Origin of the sequence: uncultured Pseudophaeobacter sp. (assembly GCA_905479575.1) — a bacterium.
Taxonomy (GTDB): Bacteria; Pseudomonadota; Alphaproteobacteria; order Rhodobacterales; family Rhodobacteraceae; genus Pseudophaeobacter.
Genome location: CAJQNB010000014.1, coordinates 57443 through 75841, shown reverse-complemented (window position 1 = coordinate 75841; position 18399 = coordinate 57443). Strand labels below are relative to the sequence as shown.

Here is an 18399-nt window from a genome sequence, read left to right as displayed (position 1 = left end):
ATGTCAGGATCCATTCAAGATACCTTCTTTGAGGAGTGCGAAGAACTCCTTGAAGCAACGGATGAGGGTCTGAGTGCCATCGAAGGAGGCAATCATGATCCAGAGGTAGTCAATGCCGTATTCCGCGCAGTTCACTCGATTAAGGGTGGCGCGGGCGCATTTGGCTTGGACGAGTTGGTGGCTTTTGCCCACAGATTTGAGACTGTTTTTGATGAAGTCCGGGCCAACCGGATGGAGCTTGATGAGCCGCTGATCCAGCTGTTGCTGCGATCCTGCGATCACCTGTATAATCTGGTTGCCGTTGCCCGCGATGGCGGCGAGACCGACGAAGCGCATCACAACATGCTGATCGAAGCGCTGGATAAATACATTCCTGAAGAGGAAGAAGACCTGACGTTTGAGCCCATGGGGCTAGGTGGTCCGATGGACATTGGCGCCATCGACATTCCGCAGGTTGCGACCGAAGAGACTTATCAGATCCACTTCCGTCCTCTCAAGGATATGTACAGCACCGGCAATGAGCCGATTTTCCTGTTCCAAGCTCTCAAAGAGATGGGTGAGCTAAACATCGAGTTGGATGTTATGGAGCTGCCCGGATTTGACAGCATTGACCCAGAAGAAAGCTATCTGAGCTGGAATCTGACACTTGTCACCACCGAAGCACGATCCACAGTGGAAGCTGTCTTTGAATTTGTCGAAGGCCTCTGTGAACTGTCAATCGAGGGTGCCGGGGACGCTGAAGCTGATGCAGCAGCTCTTGCTGCACTGGAGGCCGCTTTTGGCGGTGCCCCAGCAGACCCAACGCCTGTAGTGGAGCAAACAGCTATGGTTGAAGAGACCCCCGCAGCCCCTTTTGAACAGCCGGTCCCCGCGACCAAACCGGAGGCTACACCGGACGTGTCCGGAGCCAAGCCTGCGGCCCCCAAAGCCGAGAATTCGAAGTCTGAGCAGCGTGGGCCTAATCCGACACTGCGCGTGGATCTCGAGCGGGTGGACCGGCTTATCAACGCTGTTGGGGAACTGATCATCAACCACTCGATGCTGGCACAGCAAATTGCCAATCTCGATGTGGCCGATGTACGGGACGTCGAAACCGAACTGGAGGGCTTTAAGAACCTGGCCCGTGATATCCAGGAAGGCGTGATGTCCATTCGTGCACAGCCTGTCAAACCGCTGTTCCAACGGATGGCCCGGATTGTTCGCGAAGCCTCCAGCGCCACAGGCAAAACCTGTAAGCTGGTGACAGAGGGTGAAAACACCGAAGTCGACAAGACAGTGATCGAACGCTTGGCCGATCCTTTGACGCATATTCTGCGAAATGCGGTTGATCACGGCATCGAAAAGCCAGAAGACCGCGAAGGCGCCAACAAGAACCGGATTGGTGAAATCCGCCTCACGGCATCGCACCGGTCTGGATCGGTCTGTATCGAAGTCAAAGATGACGGCGCAGGGGTCAATCGCCCCCGTGTGAAGCAGATCGCCATCGAAAAGGGCCTGATCCCCGAAAATGCCGAACTGTCGGATGCTGAGATCGACAACCTGCTGTTCGCCCCTGGCTTTTCCACTGCCAAGGAGGTGTCCAACCTGTCTGGTCGTGGGGTCGGCATGGATGTGGTCAAAAATGCAGTCACCGGGCTTGGTGGGCGGATCAATATCACGTCCAATCCAGGTAAGGGATCAACCTTTACCATCATACTGCCCCTGACCCTTGCGGTTATGGATGGTATGGTTGTGTCTGTCGCGGATCAGACAATGGTGGTTCCAATCACCTCGATTGTCGAAACCATGCGTGGCAATGACGACATGATCAACAACCTGGGCTCGGATGGTACCTTGCTATCAATCCGCGGCAGCTTTGTTCCGATCTGTGATGTCGCTGGTGCCCTTGGCCTACGCAAAGAAGACAATGACCAACCCCCCGGCGTTTATCTTCTGGTAGAAACCGAAACCGGACAACGCAGCGCCCTGGCTGTGGATGACATCCACGACCAACGCCAGGTCGTCATCAAAAGTCTGGATGGTGTCTGCGGAGAAATCGCGGGCGTCGCAGCCGCAACCATCCTGGGGGACGGCAAGATCGCGATGATCCTTGACCCAGAAAGCATCCTGGCAGCCTCGCCTGCGGTGGGAGCCTTTGATACCGAGCGGAGAATGAGCAATGCAAGCTGAAGTAAAAAGTAACGACCAAGAAGTTAAGCACGCTCAGTTTAGCGAGTTTGTCAGCTTCACCGTCGCCGGGCAGGCCTTCTGCCTGAAAATCACCCAGATCCGAGAAATCCGGCGCTGGTCCCCAGTCACCATCCTGCCGCATGCGCCTTCGGACGTGTTGGGCGTGATGAACCTGCGTGGTGCCGTGATCCCGATCTACGATCTGTCGGCACGCTTTGGTCTGGAAACAACCGAAGCCAGCGAACGCAATGTTGTGATCGTGGTCTCCTCTGCGGGCAAGCCCGTTGGTCTTCTGGCAGAATCCGTGTCCGAGATCATTTCGATCAACCCGGAAGAGATCCAGGAAACACCGCCTGTGGATAGCCGTAACACCATGGAATATATCCAAGGTATCATCTCGCATGATGACACCATGGTTCGGATCATCAATCTCGATGCAGTGATCTCCGTTCCCGAGCAGGTGCTCTGATGATCGCGGCCGGCTCCATAGAAGCCAATCAAGATGGGTTTACCCTGACGGATCAGGACTTTGAGGCAATCGCTGATTTTGCCTACAAGCATTTTGGGCTGGCAATGTCGAGCAGCAAGAAACCTTTGGTTTCTGCCCGACTTGCCCGACAGTTGCGGCAGCAGAATGCTGGGAACTTCAAAGATTACCTGGCACGGCTGAATGGAAAAAATAGCACTGAGGAACGCAGCAAGCTGCTGTCACTCCTGACCACCAATGTCACGCATTTTTTCCGGGAGCCGCATCATTTTGAAACTCTGCGCAAGGATGTGCTGCCTAGCCTGATCGAAAGAGCACGCAACGGCGGACGCGTTCGGATCTGGTCGGCGGGCTGTTCCAAAGGGCCTGAGCCCTTCACCATGGCGATGATCATTCATAATATGTGCCCCGATATTGGGCGTTATGATTTCAAGATCCTGGGCACGGATATCGACCCTCAGGTGGTGCAATTTGCCAAAACGGCAAAATACCCACAAGAGGAGCTTGGGCAGATCCCGGCCGAGTATCGCAGCTTGGTCCCAAAAATGGAGGCGGACGGGCGCATGCCCGCACACCTCAGGTCGATGATCACCTTTGGGGTGTTGAATTTGATCGAACCCTTCCCCTTCAAGGGTAAGTTCGATGCGATTTTCTGCCGCAACGTGGCCATCTACTTTGACACACCTACCCAGCAGAAGGTCTGGCAAGCCTTTCAACGTAGTTTGACCCCTGGCGGTTACCTGTTCATCGGCCACTCCGAACGCATGTCCGGGCCAGCCGAGGAAAAACTGACGACATCTGGGATCACAACTTATATCAACACTCCCCCCGGAGGCAGTGCTCAGTAAATGAGCAGCAAGAGCAACACGAGGAAAAACACATGAGCCTAAAAGACTCTCTACGCGTTATGGTCGTCGATGACATGTCCACAAGCCGCGGTATCATCACCCAGTGTTTGGACGAGCTCGGCATTAAGAATTATATGGTGGAAAACAACGGGCAGTCCGCTTTTCAAAAGCTGACGACAACTCCGGTTCACCTGGTTTTGTCCGACTACAACATGCCTGGCATGGATGGTCTGGGCTTGCTCCAGGCGGTCCGCGGCCATCAGGTGACGCAGCGGCTCGGCTTTATTCTTGTCACCGGCAAACCAACGCCGGAAATCATTGAAGTCGGTAAAAAACTGGGGCTGAACAACATCATCCGCAAACCGTTTACAGTGGCCACCATGAAGCAGGCGATCGAACAGGTCGTCGGGCGGCTGTAATCATGGAAGGGCAGCACGAAACTATTTCCGGCCTTAGCGCTATTTCAGCACGCGAAATGCGGCAACTGTATTCCAAGGTGCAAACCCTGGAAGATGTGGTCCATGATATCTTTGACCGTGGCACCAAGCCAACCCGGCAAGAGACACAATCTCTGCAGGACTTTGACTTGGTAATGCAGACCCTCGCGGGGATGGCCAGTTTCTTTGAGAAGGTGGAAACACAGATCCTGGATACTGGCAAGGCTGACATCCAGGCCGCCACGGAAACGGTAACGCTGCAAAAACTGCGGGACCGACTGCGGGAAATCGGGAGCTTTGTCGCCAACTAAGGCGTCACCTACCCCAATCAAGGCCCTATACAGACTCTAAAAGCCGTTTGAGCATTTTGCTTGAACGGCTTTTTTCCTTTCCTTGCAGCCTCAGCGCGTTAGATTACCGATAGTTCCGTTTGGTTTCCTTGGTAATTGTATGACACGCTTTTTCAAACTCCTGATCGCAATAGTCTGTTTCACGCTTCCCCAGAGCGTCGCGGCGGGACGGGACAGAATTGCCTTGGTCATTGGCATGGCCGATTACCAATATTTGCCACCCTTGGAGAACACCCATAACGATGCCAACGGTATGGCACAAAGCCTTGAAAACATAGGTTTTGACGTCACTCTATCACTCGATGCGACGGCGCAGGATATGGTTGGGCTGTTGGATGATTTTGCCTTTCGCTCAGAGGTGGCTGACCTCGCGCTGATCTATTTTGCCGGACATGGCATCGAAGTACAGGGTGAAAATTTCCTCATCCCCGTGGATGCCAATGTCACCAGCAACCGCGATGTTCAGCGCCAATCCGCCTCGTTGAAGCAGTTGCTGGCCGCAGTGGATCGCGCCCGCAAGATGCGCGTCGTGATTCTTGACAGTTGTCGGGATAATCCCTTGGGTGACTCGATCGCCCTAAGCCAAACCGAAGCCACACAAACCACCTCAGAGGAGACCCGTGGCGGCGGTGGCGGCATGGCCGCGGTGGATCCTGATCGCGGAACACTGGTGGCCTTTGCCGCCCGCGATGGTCAGGTCGCTCTGGATGGCAACGGAACAAATAGCCCCTATGCCCAAGCCTTGATGCAGAAAATGGTACAGCCCGGACTGGAAATCAGCCTGATGTTCCGGCAAGTGCGGGATCTGGTACTAGAAAAAACCGGCAACCTGCAAGAACCACATACCTATGGCTCGTTGACCGGAGTGCCCTTCTATCTCGCCGCCGCAAACCCGAACGGCGCCGAGGCCCTGCCTGCGGGCACATCTGAAGCTTGGTCTGCGGTAAAACCGGACCAGGAAGAGCAGCTTTTGGCTCTGGCTGAGCTGGGCGATACCCGGTCAATGCTGGGGCTTGCCTATATGCGGCTGAACCCCAATGCGGGTCGGTTTGATCCCGTCGCTGCGGTTGATTTTTTGCAACGCGCGGCGGATGCCGGCGCCCCAGAAGCCCAGTTTGAACTGGCCAAGCTTTATGAGCGGGGCACTGGTGTCGACGCTGACCCGCAAAAGGCGCTGGCGCTATACCAAGCCGCCGCTGCACAGAACTTTGCCGATGCAATCAACGATCTGGGATTTTTGCATCATCAGGGTGGTCTGGGTCTGCCGGCCAACCCGCAAAAAGCCTATGAATTTTTCCAGCATGCTGCCGAACTGCGGCACCCGCAAGCCCAGTTTAATTTTGCCGCCCTCATAGATGATGGCCTGGTCCCCGGCAAAGGCCCCGAGGATGCGGCACATTTCCTTTACGCCGCCCTGCGATCCGGCAGCGCTGATGTTCTGGATTTGTTGAGCAAACGCCCGAATATGTTCACCTTGGACACCCGCAGGGCACTGCAAGACAGGCTGAAAGAAAATAAGTTTTACCAAGGCTCTATTGATGGTGATTTTGGTCCGGGTACTCAGCGGGGTATTCGCCGGGCATATGGGCTTGAAGGTTAGTTCGATCATTTGAAAATCGAACAATTTTAAGGGATTAGAACTATGTTTAGACTATCAAAGACGATGTTTGCTTGTGTTGGAGTTGTCCTGCTGTTCATGGCGGGGCCGGTATTAGCGCAAAGTACAGGTGAAGGTTCCAGCAGCGGCACTGGCGGCAGCAGCGAAGCTGGCGGCGGAACATCTTCAACCGGCAGAACTGCGGCAACCCAAGTCTCGTCTGTCCCCCAATTGTCCACACGGATATCGCAGATGAAGAGCCTGTGCACTGACTCTGGCGGCTTTGTTGTGGATTGTCTGGCTGAGCGCATCGAGACGCTCGTATTGGATGCTTCAGATCTGCACGGTCACCAAGAGATGAAACAGATTTTGCGCGATACCGCAGAAAAGCTGCGGCAACTGGCCCGGGCAAATAGTGACCGCACAGCGCCGCGCGCCCGCATCACTAGCCCTGACGGGCAGCGCTCTACGCGCCCCTTGGTGGCTGTCACCCCAAGCCGACGCTCTAGCGCCCACAGACAGGCCATCGCAATCCTTGAAGAGGCTGAGACCAAACTGCTACGCTCCTCTGCGCAGTCTGCCGCCCGGGCCAGCCAGTATCAGCAGGTGGCCAATGCCTTGGGATCAAACAAGGTTCTGCTGCGCTCCTGAATCCTGGAGCGTGCAAGCCAGATACGCAGAAGAGTCACCTATAGGCGACCTTCTGCGATCCAGGCATCCAGTTGGCGACGGCTGATTTCAAAATGCATGCTGTCTTCGCGACGGAAACCGGCGCCCCAGACCCAGCCTTCGTCAAAGAAAAAATCCGCCATGATGGTCAGCCCCAATTGGGTCTTCCCATCGGTAAAATTATCCAACTGACCATCAATATTCAGATCAACAGCCAAACCATAGCTATGGGTGGACAGTGAATTGGTGGTGCCCCGGATACGACGCACACACAGCGCCCCGGCGGTATTGATGCGATTGTAGAGATCCGGATCAGCCTGTCGGATGTTTTCAAACACCACCTTCAGGCTCTCGATGGCCGGCCGCAGCATGCTGACCCGGATTGGGCCAACTTGTTCTGTCACCAATTTTTCCTTCAGCTCGGGGTTGGTCATCGGCTGGCATGTGTCGTTCAGAGTTTCCCGTGGCCGCCCCAGACGTTCCGTGAGATACTTCCCACCAGTTACCTGCAAGCCGCGATTGACGTTCACCCGATCGGCAATCAGCACAACCTGAGCATAGTCAAGATCCGCCCCTTCGGTCTGATCCCAGATCTCGCGCTCGGCTTCGGCAGACGAACCAGACGGCGCAATCTGGCCGCCATTTGCCAGCGGCAGGCGCGCGACCTCGGTCTGAAGATCGGTCAACCGCAATTGCAGATCCTCGATCTGCTGGCGCAGCATTTCAATTTCGATTCGCGCCGTGGAATCAACCGATGCCCCCTGGAAGTCCTCTTCGGAAAGCATCCATTTCAAGCCAATCCAGACCGCAGGTGCCAACAGCACCCCGATACAGATAATAATCGCCGGTAAAACCCGCATAACACCCTCAAATCAATACCCAACCATTCAAGGCGCAGGACGCAGCCGAGTAAAGCCCTTTGACCAAAAATATCACCGCATACGACAAGGCTCTTATTCACACCCTGCCCATTGGCAGAACCAATTATGTGGTATAGTCTTTTAAGTAATGTTTTTCAGTATAAGGGACAAGTTATGGTCCGCGACAATATTATCGCCGCATTCATGTGTTCTGCTCTGCTCTTGCCTGCCTCTCTTGCCCATGCCCAGGCGAACAGTGGCGGCCAGTCTGTGGAAGAAATTACCAAGATCCTGCAACAGCAAAAAACCCGGGGATTGGTGATTGCGCCAAGCGCCGCTGCAACAGCGCCGCAGGCATCGGATGCTCAGGAAACCGCCACCGTGGCTTCCTCCAACGCAGATTATTCCCCGGTTGATCAGCAATCACAGATTAATCTGCAGATCTCCTTCGATTTCGATAGCGCCACGCTGCGGGCTGATCAGCAACCCAAGCTGGAGAATATGTGCGCGTCTATGCAGCTTCTGCAGGGAACGGTTTTCCAGATCATTGGCCATACGGATAGCTCTGGGTCAGCCAGCTACAATGAACGGCTCTCCCTGCTGCGCGCACAGGAGGTCCGTCGCCATCTGATCAGCAGCTGCGGCATTGCCGAAAACATGCTCAAGGCGATCGGTATGGGAGAGGCTGCGCCCTTTAATGCAGCCAACCCCCGGGCAGATGAAAATCGCCGGGTAGAATTCCAGGCCCTGGGCTAACAGATGCAATTCAACCCGGCCCCGTTGTGGCCAGAAGATGTGCATCCTTTCCGGTTTTGCACAGCGTTTCCTGCTGTGTCTGGAAGGGCTGCAAAAGCGCTGAGCTTGCACAAGGATAGGCTGCGATGATTACCTCTCAGCCCGGTGATCTTTTTCAACCGGGCGACCTGCTCAACAACACCTATCGAATTGAAATGCTTTTGGGTCGAGGCGGGACATCCAACGTCTACAAGGCCCGCTCGGAGATTTCCGGGAACCTTGTCGCCATCAAGGTTCTCAAACAAGAATTTTCCGGCAATGAGGATTTTACCGTCCTTATGGCCCGCGAAGAAAACATCCGCGAAATACGCCATGATGCCGTGGTGCGGTATTCGGAAAATCATCGCACACCAGATGGCCATATATACCTGCTGATGGACTACATCGACGGGCCTGGCCTGGATAAGAAACTCAAACAGGGGCCTATGGATGCTGCCGATCTTTTGATCATCTGTCGGCGCGTCGCAGAAGGCCTGAAAGCGGCACATGCCCGCAATATCGTCCACCGGGATCTGAGCCCAGACAATATTATCCTGCGCGATGGCAATCCGGCACAGGCTGTGATTATTGACTTTGGCATTGCCAAGGATACCAATCCAGGCGCCCAAACCATTGTTGGCAATGAATTTGCAGGCAAATACTCCTATGCAGCGCCTGAACAGCTGTCGGGCAATACGGATGCCCGTGCCGATATCTATTCGCTGGGAGCGCTGTTATTGGCCAATTTCCGCGGCGCCGCGCCGTCCTTGGGTGCCAACCCAATGGAAGTTGTTGAAAACAAACAAAAGCCACTGAACACCGAGGGGCTGCCAACGCCGTTCAAACAGCTTATCGAACGGATGTGCGACCCGGATCCGGACAGGCGTCTCGGCAGTGCAGCTGATGTGCTGACCTTTCTTGATCGCGTCGAAAACGACCCCAATGCAGCAATTGAGCCAGAGCCTGCACCGCCTGCGGATGAGGCCACAATCATCGTCCCAAATGCAGCCGCCGCCGCAAAGAAAACGCCCCTATCCCCCCCAAAGAAACCATCCAAAGCCGAAGGCGGCCGGAGCAAGGCGCCTATCCTGGTTCTGGTCGCGATACTTGCCTTTGTTGGCGCTGGGGCGGGGGCCTTTTTCTCCGGCCTGCTTGATCCCTTGTTGGGGCCGAGCTACCCCGTGGCGCAGCCTTTTACATTGATTGTTGAAAAGCCAAAAACCGGCCCAACCCGCGCGGTCGGCAATATGCCCTCTGAAGACAGTCGAACAGCGCTGGCCGATCTGGTGGAGCAAGCCGATATCTCCCTCTCAAGCGGGGCGATTTCTGATAGCTGGGCCCAGGATGTTCTAGCAACAGTTCGCCCGCTGTCGGATCTTCAGCAGTGGCGGCTGACGGTCAGCGACAATCAGGCAAAGCTGAGCGGAATCACCAGTGACCCGGATCTGGCCGCCGCGCTGAACGCCAAGTTCGCAGACGGGCTGCCGGGTGGTTTGGACGGACCCGTGCAAATCACCTATCGGCTACCCGTTGTGGCCATTTCACAGGTCCGCGGCCTGGTTGGCGGCTTTGAAGACTGCGGACCGCTAAATGTCAGTCCTGGCTCTGTGGGGGGCGGGTTTGGTCCCGAGGATACAATCACCGTAACCGGGCGGCTCGCCGGATCGGAGACCCGTGTTCGGATGTTCGACGCCCTGCGCGGTCTCGTCGGAAACCGCAAGATCGCCCTGAAGGTTGAGATCCTGAACCCCTCGCTCTGCATTGTCGAAGCGGCGTTGCCCAAGGCACCCACAGGAAAAATAGATGTGGTATTCAGCACCGGCAATGAAAGTACGCCCAATCCTTCGGGTCGTTTCTTTGTCGGCGAAAACCCGGTTATTGATGTAAAATTGCCGGCCTCAATCACTTCAGGATTTCTGACGGTTTCCATCCTTGATGTCTCTGGCAATGTCTTCCACTTGCTGCCCAACCTCTCGCGTCAACAGAATTCGATTGCGGAACTGCGCGGTGACACAACGGGCCCGCTGTCTGTGCGCGTGGCCTATACCCTGGCGGAATCTGCCCTGAATGGTGGCCTTGCCTTCCGGGTCGATGACAGCACGCTTGGCAAAAGCCGGGTTTTGGTTCTGCATTCATCGGAACCCTTGTTCGCTGGGCTGCGCCCAACCTCCGAAAGTGCCGTTGGCTTTGCCGAAGCTCTCAAAGAAAACAGCGCACGGGATGCCGGGTTGATCCTCTCTATGGACAGCAAGATATTGGAAACAGCCCTGCCATAAAAACCTGGCGTCAGGCTCTCGATACTGCTGGCGCACTCACGACCTCCCCAAGGGAAACCTCAGGAAAATCCGCTATCAAAGCATCGCGGGTTTTTAGTACGTCAAATCACATCGACAATAATGTGGGAGATATTGTCGGCTCCACCGCCCTCCAGGGCGATTTGCAACAGGCGATCACCAACGGTTTCCAGCGGTGCTGTCGAAAGCACCTCCTGCAGAATGGGAAAGGTCGCGTATTTGGTCAGACCGTCAGAGCAGATCAGGAACCGGTCCCCGCTTTCGACCATACCCCGAACCTTATCCAGTTCCAGCGCGTCACCCACCCCAACGGCGCGGGTGATCGCATTGGCGTGGGGGTGTTGATCGGCTTCGTCCCAGGTCATCTTGCCCGCCAGAACAAAATCAGCCACGGCGGAATGATCGCTGGTCAGCATCTCAATCGTACCATTTCGCAGCCGATAGATCCGGCTGTCCCCGGCCCAGAGGCAAACAAAATGACCGTTCGCCAGGATCAGCGCGACAACCGTCGCGCCAATCGTGCCACCGCCACGCGCTGCGGCCTCGGCCTGGATGGCGTGGTGGGCGTTTTGTATTCTGTCGCGCAGCCCGTGCATCTTTGCAGCCGGGTCCAGCCCAAGCGGCAGAGACGCAACGGTGTCGACAATCAAGGCGCTGGCGAAATCTCCGGCCTGGTGCCCGCCCATCCCGTCAGAGACCAACCAGATATCATGGTCTGGCAAGGCAAGGATTGCATCCTCATTGACCTTTCGTTTCAGCCCCACATGGGTCTGCGCCGCAAAACGGTATGTCTTATCATTTGTCATATCGGTTGGGCCTCCCGCCATATTGGTGCCGCAAGATCAAACAACCCAGACCCCGCATGTCCTAGGGGCAAATCCGGTCTGATCATCATCCGCGGCCCGCTCTCCAGGTAGGTGCTCCAGACACCGCCGCCCGGCACCTGTTTTGCCAGCAGGGCGCCAGCAAGATGGATCGCAACCAGAGAATCGTCACCGCCGCTTCCCGTCAGAACCAGCGTCTCCCCCTGCTGCCGCAGAGGAACGGATGCGCGCAATCCCGGCACCTCCAGAGATTGGAGCTCTTGTTCTAGCCGGGTTTTTGTCATGCCATTTTCAAGCGTCGAAAGCGCGATGTCTTCCAGCTTTTCAAACAAGGCCCCCTCGCGCAGATGATCCAGCGCCGGCGGCCCCGGGGTCTCCAACGGCAATACCAGCGTCAGCGGAAAACGACGACCAACACGATCCACCGAGGGCATCAAAACCCCCATGATCTTGCTGGGGCCAGCCAGGCCAGCCGCCAGGGTGAACCGCCATAGCGGCGCCGACATATAGTGGCTGTCGAACCCCGCACCGTACTGGGCCTGCCCCTCCATCATCAGCTGCTGCACCCAGTTGTCCCAAACCCGCACAAATCCACCCGCCACATTGATCCGGAAGAAATCTCCGACGTCGGGCATCTTGCCAAAGGCTCCAAACCCCGCCGCCATCACATCGACTTCGGGCAGCGGAATTTTGCCATGGCAGGCAGGGCAAAGGGGTTCACCACCGATCCCGATTGCAACTCAAACAGGGCCAGGCGGCCGCCAACACGGAAGTTCACCCGGCGTCGGTCGCTGACATTGGTGCGCCGCACCTCTGCCGCATCCAGCAGCCGGAACCAGGCCCAGGGCCCATCGCGCGACAGGGTGTTTTCATTGCCACGCCGCTGCGGCAGCAGGGTAATCCGGGCCAGGCCAACGGATCCGGGCCAGTTCACCGCCACCGGTGTCGGTTGCCCCATGCGGTGATTGTAACTGACCTTTGACCCATCAATTTCCAGCAGAACTTCTTTCGCCTTGGGGTCCAGCGCCTTTGGGGTGATCTGAAACTGAACCGAAGGATTAGCCGCCCCATTAAAGAAGGCATCACGGATTTCAGCGGCATATTGCATCTGCTGCAACACTGCCTGGCTAATCCCCAGATCAACATCATTCACCCGTTTCCAGGTCCAGGGGCGACTGCGGGTATCGACATATTTCAGCAGGTTCTCATCAAAGAACCCGTCGATAAGCCCACCCGGGGCAAAAAGCTTGGCAAAGTCCACCATCGCCACATCCGCCCGCGCGCGCCGGTTGAACGGATAGCGGTTGTCTAGGGCTTTTTGACAAAACGGCAATACCGCAGATTGCCAGCGCGCGTTGATCGACGCCCGCGTGCCCTCGGATGTAATGCCAGACGAGCCCGCCGAAATCTGAGTTGCCCAGCGTTGAATAGGCCCGTCAATCCGCGACGCCGTCTGCTGGAATTGCAGCAGCGCCTGACCACTTTCTCCCGAGGCCACACCGCTGAACGACATCTTGTTCAGCTCTTGATAGACCAGTTGCAAAGACCCCATCAGGTCATCCAACCGCGAAGGCTGCCCCTGTAGCCGGACCACCAGATCGTGCAACCACTGAAAGCGTTCCTGCACATAGGACCCTGGTGGTTTGGGCGCCTCTCCTGGCGCGTTGGCGGCAGAATTGATCAGAGCTTCCAGCAGAATTTGCCCCTGAATGGACATACCCGACCGGGTTTCGATGCCGACAACCTGGGAAACACCCTCGTTCAGCGAAGCGGAATCCAGCGCCGATCGATCCTCAGCCAGCCGGGTTTCGCGGCTGATTTCCGTCAGGATATTCATAATCGGCGAGGTCGGCCCGGACAGGACATTTGTCACTTCAACCGCATGGCTCAGCGACTCCAGCGGCACGATATCAACATCCCCCAGGATCTGGTCATAGCGGCTGATATAATCGTTGTAATAGAGATCCAGCACATCGCGGCTCAGCGCCAAAAGCGCCGCTTCACTTTGGCCATCCCCCGCCCGTTCGCCCAATACCCAGGCCTCATTCTGCACCCGTTCGGACACGCTGACAGCCTCGGGCAAGAACACATTGTTAAAGCCGTCGTAGGTAAAAATACCCTCGACACCTTCATTCAGCGGCTTACCAGAGCTGCGCACAAGAACCCGCTTTACCGAAGGACCGCCAATTTCGGTCAAACGCCATTTTGGCAGGCTAGTCGCCTGGTTGGAATTGATGATCCCGTTGTAAACCCGCTGCGCCAGCGGCATTTCCGACAGGATATTCTGCGCCTGCTCCACCAGTGGACCGTTCAGGGCGATCTCTTCCATCGGTTGCGACAGCAGCGCCGACAAATGATCCATCAAGTCATTGCGCATCTGCCCACGTGCGGCACCAGGATAGGCCACCAATTCCCAATCCAGCCGCATCCATTCCTTGACCAGATCCGGATTCATCGGCCCCTGCAGGCCCAGCATCAAATAGATCTTCAGCGCTTCATACAGCACATCAGGATTGTTCACATTACCTGCAATTTGTTCTTCCAGACGCACCAGAAGCCGCGGCAACAGGCGTTGGTTCAGCGCGGCGCGATAGGTCTGTGCCGTCTGGGTGCCAATGACCTCGCCCTGATACAGGCCATATGTCATTGCGCGTTCAGGCTGAGGGTCTGACAACACCGGATTGCCCGGCATGTCACGCAGCAAGTTAAGCGCCTCTGCCACCGGCACAAGATCGGTATCGCCCACTGGACTGGCTGGCAGGGTTGCGGCCCTCGCCTGATACTCGACAACCTGCGCCTCGGCCTTACGAATGAACTCGGCGTTCTGGAAGAAGGAATTCACCCAAAGCCCGCCCATGGCCGCCGCCACCAGCACAGTTGCGGTAATCGCCGCACGCCGGGTCCAACGATAGCGGCGCTCAACCTTGTCATCTGCGGAAACCAGGCCGGCCTCGGGGAACAACACGCCTTCAAACAGACGGGTCAGGAAGAAAGACCGCCCCGTCCCCTGACCGGTGCCGATGGCTTGCCGTCCAATGCCAAAAGTCTGCGCCATGCCCAGCATCAGCCGGTCAATCGGCGTCCCTTCCTGAGTCCCGGAGGTGAAATAGACCCCCCGTAGCATCTGGCGTTGCTCATAACGGTTGTCCTGAAAGACCTCGGTCAGAAACTCTTTGGCCACGGCCCGCATCGAGGCCACCTGCGAGGGGAACCCCGCCACCAGCGCGCGGCGCTGATGATCGGTTTCTGCCTGCATTTTCTCCAACAGCTGCGCATTCATCTGCCCCAGAAGCCCTGCAAACTCCTCGTCAAAATGCTCAATTGCTGCGGCGTCTTTTTTGCTTTTGATCAGCGGCAGGGTAAAGCCCCAGACCTGTTCGCGCTCTTCTTTGCCAAGAGTGTCAAAATACTCCTGAAAACCCGCGATGAGGTCGGCCTTGGTGAACAGAACATAGACCGGAAAGCGCACCCCAAGCCGTTCGCGCAGCTCAGACAAGCGCCGCCGCACAGCCTGGGCATGGGATTTTTGTGTCATCTCGTCCTGCAGCGAAAGATCCGACAGCGAGATCGCCACCAAAGCCCCATTGATTGGCTGGCGCTTGCGGTACTTTTTCAACAGGCCCAAAAAGCCAAGCCAGGCGGCATTGTCTGCCTCTGTGTCGCTTTCCTGTGTGGTATAGCGCCCGGCGGTGTCGATCAGCACCGCGTCATTGGTGAACCACCAATCACAGTTGCGCGTGCCGCCAACACCACCAATGGCGGCTTTGCCCAGCTTGTCCGCCAGGGGAAACTGCAGGCCCGAGTTCACAATGGCCGTGGTTTTCCCTGATCCCGGCGGGCCAATGATCACATACCAAGGCAGCACATTCAGATGCCGCCGCCCGTTTTTGGACTTGCGTAGCTCTGTCATCGCCTGCTTGAATTTGCCACGCAGCTCACCGATTTCTTCCAGCATCACATCGTCATCATCGACAACATCTGCAGCTTCGACCATGTCGTCAGCCATCGCTCGGTCACGGCGGCGTCGCAGCCAGAACACCAATCCGATGATCAGCAGGGTCAGAACCCAGATCACCGCAATGGTGATCACCCGCGCCTGAATGCCGTCAAAGGGACGCCAGTCAGCGCTGCCAATGTAGGGCGCAAAAAACCAGGTACAGGCTGAAAGCGCGATCGCCAGCAGGATGAGCGCCGAATAGAGCGATCGAAACATCGGCAAAAGATAACGGCGGATCATTGGTCAACCTCCTGCACTAGCAAGATCTCGATACGGCGGTTCTTGGCCCGCCCGGCCTTGGTGCCGTTGTCGGCAATGGGCTCTTTTTCTGCACGGCCTTCGGCAGACAGACGCGTCGGGTCGTTAAAGACCTGAGCCATGCCCGTCATTACCGATTTGGCCCGCGCCAAAGACAGCGCCATGTTGGAGGGGAAGCGCGACGAGCGAATTGGGATATTATCCGAGTGGCCGGCCACAATGACTTGACCCTTTTCTTCGTTCAGCGCCTCAGCAACACGGGCCACGGGTGTTTTAAACCCCTTGCTGAGCTGGTCAGAACCAGAGCCAAACATTCCCGATCCCGCCAATCGAATGATCAGCGTGTTGCCCTTTTGGAAAACCTCGACAATACCTTCGTCAATTTCCGGGCCCAGAAAGCCTGCAACCTTGGCCACTTGTTCTTCCAGCGTTTGGATCGGCGGTGGTGGCGGCGGTGGTGGAGCCCTGCGTTCCAACTCGACGGGTGGGCCAGAGTCAACGATGCTCAGCTGGCCGATCACATTGCCTGTCTGATTGGACAAGGCCCAGCTCAGCCCCAGGAACTGCGCCACCAGCAACACGCTGGTCACTACCAGGGCGATCCAGACCAGGCGCCAGGCCGACAGCACCTTGAAAGGTTTGATCACCCCTTCCCAATGGGGCGACAGATCCCGTTCAATCGGGCCACGCTGGTTGCGCAGAATGCGGGCCAGAGCGGCGCGGATTTGCAGGTGCTTTTCAGCGCCACCCTGCTCAATACGCAAACGGCCCTCAAAGCCCAGCGACATACACATGTAGAGAAACTCCAACATGTCGATATTGGCGCCGGGTTCTTTTTCCAGACGGGCCAAAAGGTCATAAAACCTGTCACCACCAACGGTTTCTCGGTGAAAGGTCCCAACCATGGACTGCAGACCCCAGCTGGATTGTCCACCCCAGGGCGTGTTCAGCACCACATCATCCAACGTCGCACAGAGCGCATAACGGGCGACTTTTACCGTCTGCGCGGCGATACCCGCCTGCAAAGCGCGATTTTCAAACGCCCGCACTTCGGCCACCACGTTCTTGCGCAGCCCATCTGGGTCCATATGCTGCGCCCGGTTGCGAATGCGGCTGATCAAGGCAAACAGGGTCGAAGCGCAGGCGGTCAGCGGGTTCATCCCTGTCAACGCCATAGGGGCTGCTTTGCCTGTTGCCCCGCCGGGTTGACTGCCGGATTGGTTGCTTTGCGCCGTGGCCGCCTGGGGCACACCAAAGGCATCCAGCCCGGCACCGGAAGCAGGGTCCTGGCCACCGTCGCCGGGTGGGGCGGCAACGGGCGTCGGCTGCGGTGTCGCAGTACGGCGTCCACCAGGGTTGGGGCGGATCACCGTTTTGTCGGTATCGCCCGGTTCCGCAAAGGGATCGTCATATTCACCCATGATCTCTTACCCACTCACCAAATTACCAAAATCACCCCCGCAGCGGAGGGCTGATGTATCTGCCTGCCTTAGCTGTTGCGAATGGCCCAAAGTTCCATCTTCAGCCCCGGATATTGCCCGGACACATGCACCGCAACGCCGCCAGAGGTGGTCATCTTGCGCCAATAGGGGCTGTCCGCATCCATTTCAAAATAGACCACACCAGAATGATAGGGGATCTGGCGTGGGGCCACCGGCAGGGGCCGCAGCGTGATCCCCGGCAGTGCCGAATTGACCAGTTGTCGAATTTCCTCAACCGGGCCGATCTTGGCCTGGCCGGCAAAATGGCGCCTCACGTCTTCGGCAGGCAGGTCTGCACTTACCGCCAGCACAAACCCGGCATTGCCCAACAGTTTGCGATCCGCAATCACCCCAACCGAGATGCCATATTTGCGCTCTTCCAGTTTGATCGCGATGGCCGTCTGTTCCAGTACCGAGCTGAGATATTGCCGCAGCACCCGGATGAGCGGCGCAAAACAGCCCATCAGATCGTCATGGGTATAAGAGGGCAACTCCGGCGCCTGTTTGTCCGCCGCCATGTAGCCTGACAGCTCCCCGGCCAAACCGGCACAGAGCATATACAAACGTTCGGGGTGCAGGTTTTCGATCTGACGCAAATGCCGGATCATCGGCAACATCCGGTTCACCACCGCCAACAGCATAAAGTCAGAAACATCTGCCACACCGCGGGCAGATCCTGCCTCGGCCAGACGGCCCGACAGGGCCTCCATCCGGTGCGCCAACAACCCTTCGAGTTCACGCAGGAAGTCCCGCAGGACCGAGGCCGCGCGCGCATCCAGGCAAGAGGGTATAAAGGCCTGATCCAGGATGATCTCTTTATCTGAGCGCACCTCGATGATACGCGCCACCGGGATCGCCAGCAGGTCCGCCATGTCATCCACACCCAGCGCAAATTGCAGCCGCATCTTGCCCACACTCAAAGGCACCGGTTTGCGCTCTGTGCTGGTGACATCGGTGACTTCCTGGCTCGCCGGGCGCAACCGGCTAGCGGACCGCTCGGCTCCGCTCAGGTCGACCTCGACCGCGCCTTGGCGACGCTGCGGCACCGTAAGATAGACCACGCAGTCCTTTATGGTGGTCGGCACTTCTAGCGCCGGGGGATGTGGGTCTGCCATTGGCACCCGAAAGATGCTGCCATCCTGGGTCAAGCCCTCGCAGGATTTGAGAGCGAACTGGCCGATCTTCAGCGCCTCGTGGTCAATTTCCAACGCATTGACCCCCCAGGCATAAGGGGCAAGACGACGGGCCAGGCCTGTCACCAGGCCTTCGGTATAGCGATCTGATTGCTGGAAGTGATGCGGCTGCAGAAATAGCCCCTCAGTCCAAAGCACCTTGCTGTCCCAGGACACCTGGT

The 18399-nt window shown here is 57.1% G+C and carries 15 protein-coding genes; 9 read left to right on the top strand and 6 right to left on the bottom strand.

What is annotated here, in order from left to right; genetic code table 11:
- The 7 genes from QZ268_RS05035 (at position 1) to QZ268_RS05005 (ending at position 6539) form a co-directional block, all read left to right on the top strand.
- Positions 1 to 2169 (top strand): chemotaxis protein CheA, encoded by a 2169-nt coding sequence (locus QZ268_RS05035; protein ID WP_295448981.1) that lies wholly within the window; start codon positions 1 to 3, stop codon positions 2167 to 2169.
- A complete protein-coding gene (locus QZ268_RS05030; protein WP_281954533.1) occupies positions 2159 to 2638 on the top strand; it encodes a chemotaxis protein CheW in 480 nt (159 codons plus the stop codon). The genes QZ268_RS05035 and QZ268_RS05030 overlap by 11 nt, the downstream gene beginning before the upstream one ends.
- Positions 2638 to 3504 (top strand): protein-glutamate O-methyltransferase, encoded by an 867-nt coding sequence (locus tag QZ268_RS05025; protein ID WP_295448976.1) that lies wholly within the window; start codon positions 2638 to 2640, stop codon positions 3502 to 3504. Before QZ268_RS05030 ends, QZ268_RS05025 begins: the two co-directional genes overlap by 1 nt.
- Before the next feature lie 32 nt (positions 3505 to 3536).
- A complete protein-coding gene (locus QZ268_RS05020; RefSeq protein WP_039965623.1) occupies positions 3537 to 3923 on the top strand; it encodes a response regulator in 387 nt (128 codons plus the stop codon).
- A gap of 2 nt (positions 3924 to 3925) precedes the next feature.
- Positions 3926 to 4252 carry a hypothetical protein gene (locus QZ268_RS05015; protein ID WP_295448971.1) on the top strand — a complete coding sequence of 109 codons (327 nt, stop codon included), beginning with the start codon at positions 3926 to 3928 and terminating at the stop codon, positions 4250 to 4252.
- 139 nt (positions 4253 to 4391) lie between these two features.
- Positions 4392 to 5891, top strand: a complete 1500-nt coding sequence (locus QZ268_RS05010) for a caspase family protein (RefSeq protein ID WP_295448969.1) — start codon at positions 4392 to 4394, stop codon at positions 5889 to 5891.
- Between the two features lie 249 nt (positions 5892 to 6140).
- On the top strand, positions 6141 to 6539 hold the full coding sequence (locus tag QZ268_RS05005; protein ID WP_295448965.1) for a hypothetical protein: 399 nt from the start codon (positions 6141 to 6143) through the stop codon (positions 6537 to 6539).
- 38 nt (positions 6540 to 6577) lie between these two features.
- On the opposite strand, the gene QZ268_RS05000 is transcribed toward QZ268_RS05005, so the two are convergent.
- Positions 6578 to 7417 carry a M15 family metallopeptidase gene (locus tag QZ268_RS05000; protein WP_295448962.1) on the bottom strand — a complete coding sequence of 280 codons (840 nt, stop codon included), beginning with the start codon at positions 7415 to 7417 and terminating at the stop codon, positions 6578 to 6580.
- Positions 7418 to 7591: 174 nt separating this feature from the next.
- On the opposite strand from QZ268_RS05000, the gene QZ268_RS04995 reads away from it, so the two are divergent.
- Together QZ268_RS04995 and QZ268_RS04990 are read left to right on the top strand one after the other, a co-directional pair.
- On the top strand, positions 7592 to 8173 hold the full coding sequence (locus QZ268_RS04995) for an OmpA family protein (protein ID WP_295448959.1): 582 nt from the start codon (positions 7592 to 7594) through the stop codon (positions 8171 to 8173).
- A gap of 125 nt (positions 8174 to 8298) precedes the next feature.
- Positions 8299 to 10467 (top strand): serine/threonine-protein kinase, encoded by a 2169-nt coding sequence (locus QZ268_RS04990; RefSeq protein ID WP_295448956.1) that lies wholly within the window; start codon positions 8299 to 8301, stop codon positions 10465 to 10467.
- 101 nt (positions 10468 to 10568) lie between these two features.
- Here the strand turns inward: QZ268_RS04990 and QZ268_RS04985 are convergent, their stop codons facing one another.
- The 5 genes from QZ268_RS04985 to tssK form a co-directional block, all read right to left on the bottom strand.
- Complete coding sequence (locus QZ268_RS04985; RefSeq protein WP_295448953.1) at positions 10569 to 11291, bottom strand: protein phosphatase 2C domain-containing protein; 723 nt, start codon at positions 11289 to 11291, stop codon at positions 10569 to 10571.
- Positions 11288 to 11974 (bottom strand): type VI secretion system-associated protein TagF, encoded by a 687-nt coding sequence (tagF, locus tag QZ268_RS04980; RefSeq protein WP_295448950.1) that lies wholly within the window; start codon positions 11972 to 11974, stop codon positions 11288 to 11290. Before tagF ends, QZ268_RS04985 begins: the two co-directional genes overlap by 4 nt.
- Positions 11974 to 15546: a type VI secretion system membrane subunit TssM gene (gene tssM / locus QZ268_RS04975; RefSeq protein ID WP_295448947.1), complete on the bottom strand. Its 3573-nt coding sequence runs from the start codon at positions 15544 to 15546 to the stop codon at positions 11974 to 11976. The genes tagF and tssM overlap by 1 nt, the downstream gene beginning before the upstream one ends.
- Positions 15543 to 16985: a type VI secretion system protein TssL, long form gene (gene tssL, locus QZ268_RS04970; RefSeq protein WP_295448944.1), complete on the bottom strand. Its 1443-nt coding sequence runs from the start codon at positions 16983 to 16985 to the stop codon at positions 15543 to 15545. The genes tssM and tssL overlap by 4 nt, the downstream gene beginning before the upstream one ends.
- Before the next feature lie 68 nt (positions 16986 to 17053).
- Positions 17054 to 18394 (bottom strand): type VI secretion system baseplate subunit TssK, encoded by a 1341-nt coding sequence (gene tssK, locus QZ268_RS04965; RefSeq protein ID WP_295448941.1) that lies wholly within the window; start codon positions 18392 to 18394, stop codon positions 17054 to 17056.
- Positions 18395 to 18399: the final 5 nt, after the last annotated feature.

Bases quoted from the DNA above. Each gene is read 5' to 3' on its own strand.
- QZ268_RS05035 (WP_295448981.1), top strand. From the start codon at position 1: ATGTCAGGATCCATTCAAGATACCTTCTTTGAGGAGTGCGAAGAACTC.
- QZ268_RS05030 (WP_281954533.1), top strand. From the start codon at position 2,159: ATGCAAGCTGAAGTAAAAAGTAACGACCAAGAAGTTAAGCACGCTCAG.
- QZ268_RS05025 (WP_295448976.1), top strand. From the start codon at position 2,638: ATGATCGCGGCCGGCTCCATAGAAGCCAATCAAGATGGGTTTACCCTG.
- QZ268_RS05020 (WP_039965623.1), top strand. From the start codon at position 3,537: ATGAGCCTAAAAGACTCTCTACGCGTTATGGTCGTCGATGACATGTCC.
- QZ268_RS05015 (WP_295448971.1), top strand. From the start codon at position 3,926: ATGGAAGGGCAGCACGAAACTATTTCCGGCCTTAGCGCTATTTCAGCA.
- QZ268_RS05010 (WP_295448969.1), top strand. From the start codon at position 4,392: ATGACACGCTTTTTCAAACTCCTGATCGCAATAGTCTGTTTCACGCTT.
- QZ268_RS05005 (WP_295448965.1), top strand. From the start codon at position 6,141: ATGAAGAGCCTGTGCACTGACTCTGGCGGCTTTGTTGTGGATTGTCTG.
- QZ268_RS05000 (WP_295448962.1), bottom strand. From the start codon at position 7,417: ATGCGGGTTTTACCGGCGATTATTATCTGTATCGGGGTGCTGTTGGCA.
- QZ268_RS04995 (WP_295448959.1), top strand. From the start codon at position 7,592: ATGGTCCGCGACAATATTATCGCCGCATTCATGTGTTCTGCTCTGCTC.
- QZ268_RS04990 (WP_295448956.1), top strand. From the start codon at position 8,299: ATGATTACCTCTCAGCCCGGTGATCTTTTTCAACCGGGCGACCTGCTC.
- QZ268_RS04985 (WP_295448953.1), bottom strand. From the start codon at position 11,291: ATGACAAATGATAAGACATACCGTTTTGCGGCGCAGACCCATGTGGGG.
- tagF (WP_295448950.1), bottom strand. From the start codon at position 11,974: ATGGCGGCGGGGTTTGGAGCCTTTGGCAAGATGCCCGACGTCGGAGAT.
- tssM (WP_295448947.1), bottom strand. From the start codon at position 15,546: ATGATCCGCCGTTATCTTTTGCCGATGTTTCGATCGCTCTATTCGGCG.
- tssL (WP_295448944.1), bottom strand. From the start codon at position 16,985: ATGGGTGAATATGACGATCCCTTTGCGGAACCGGGCGATACCGACAAA.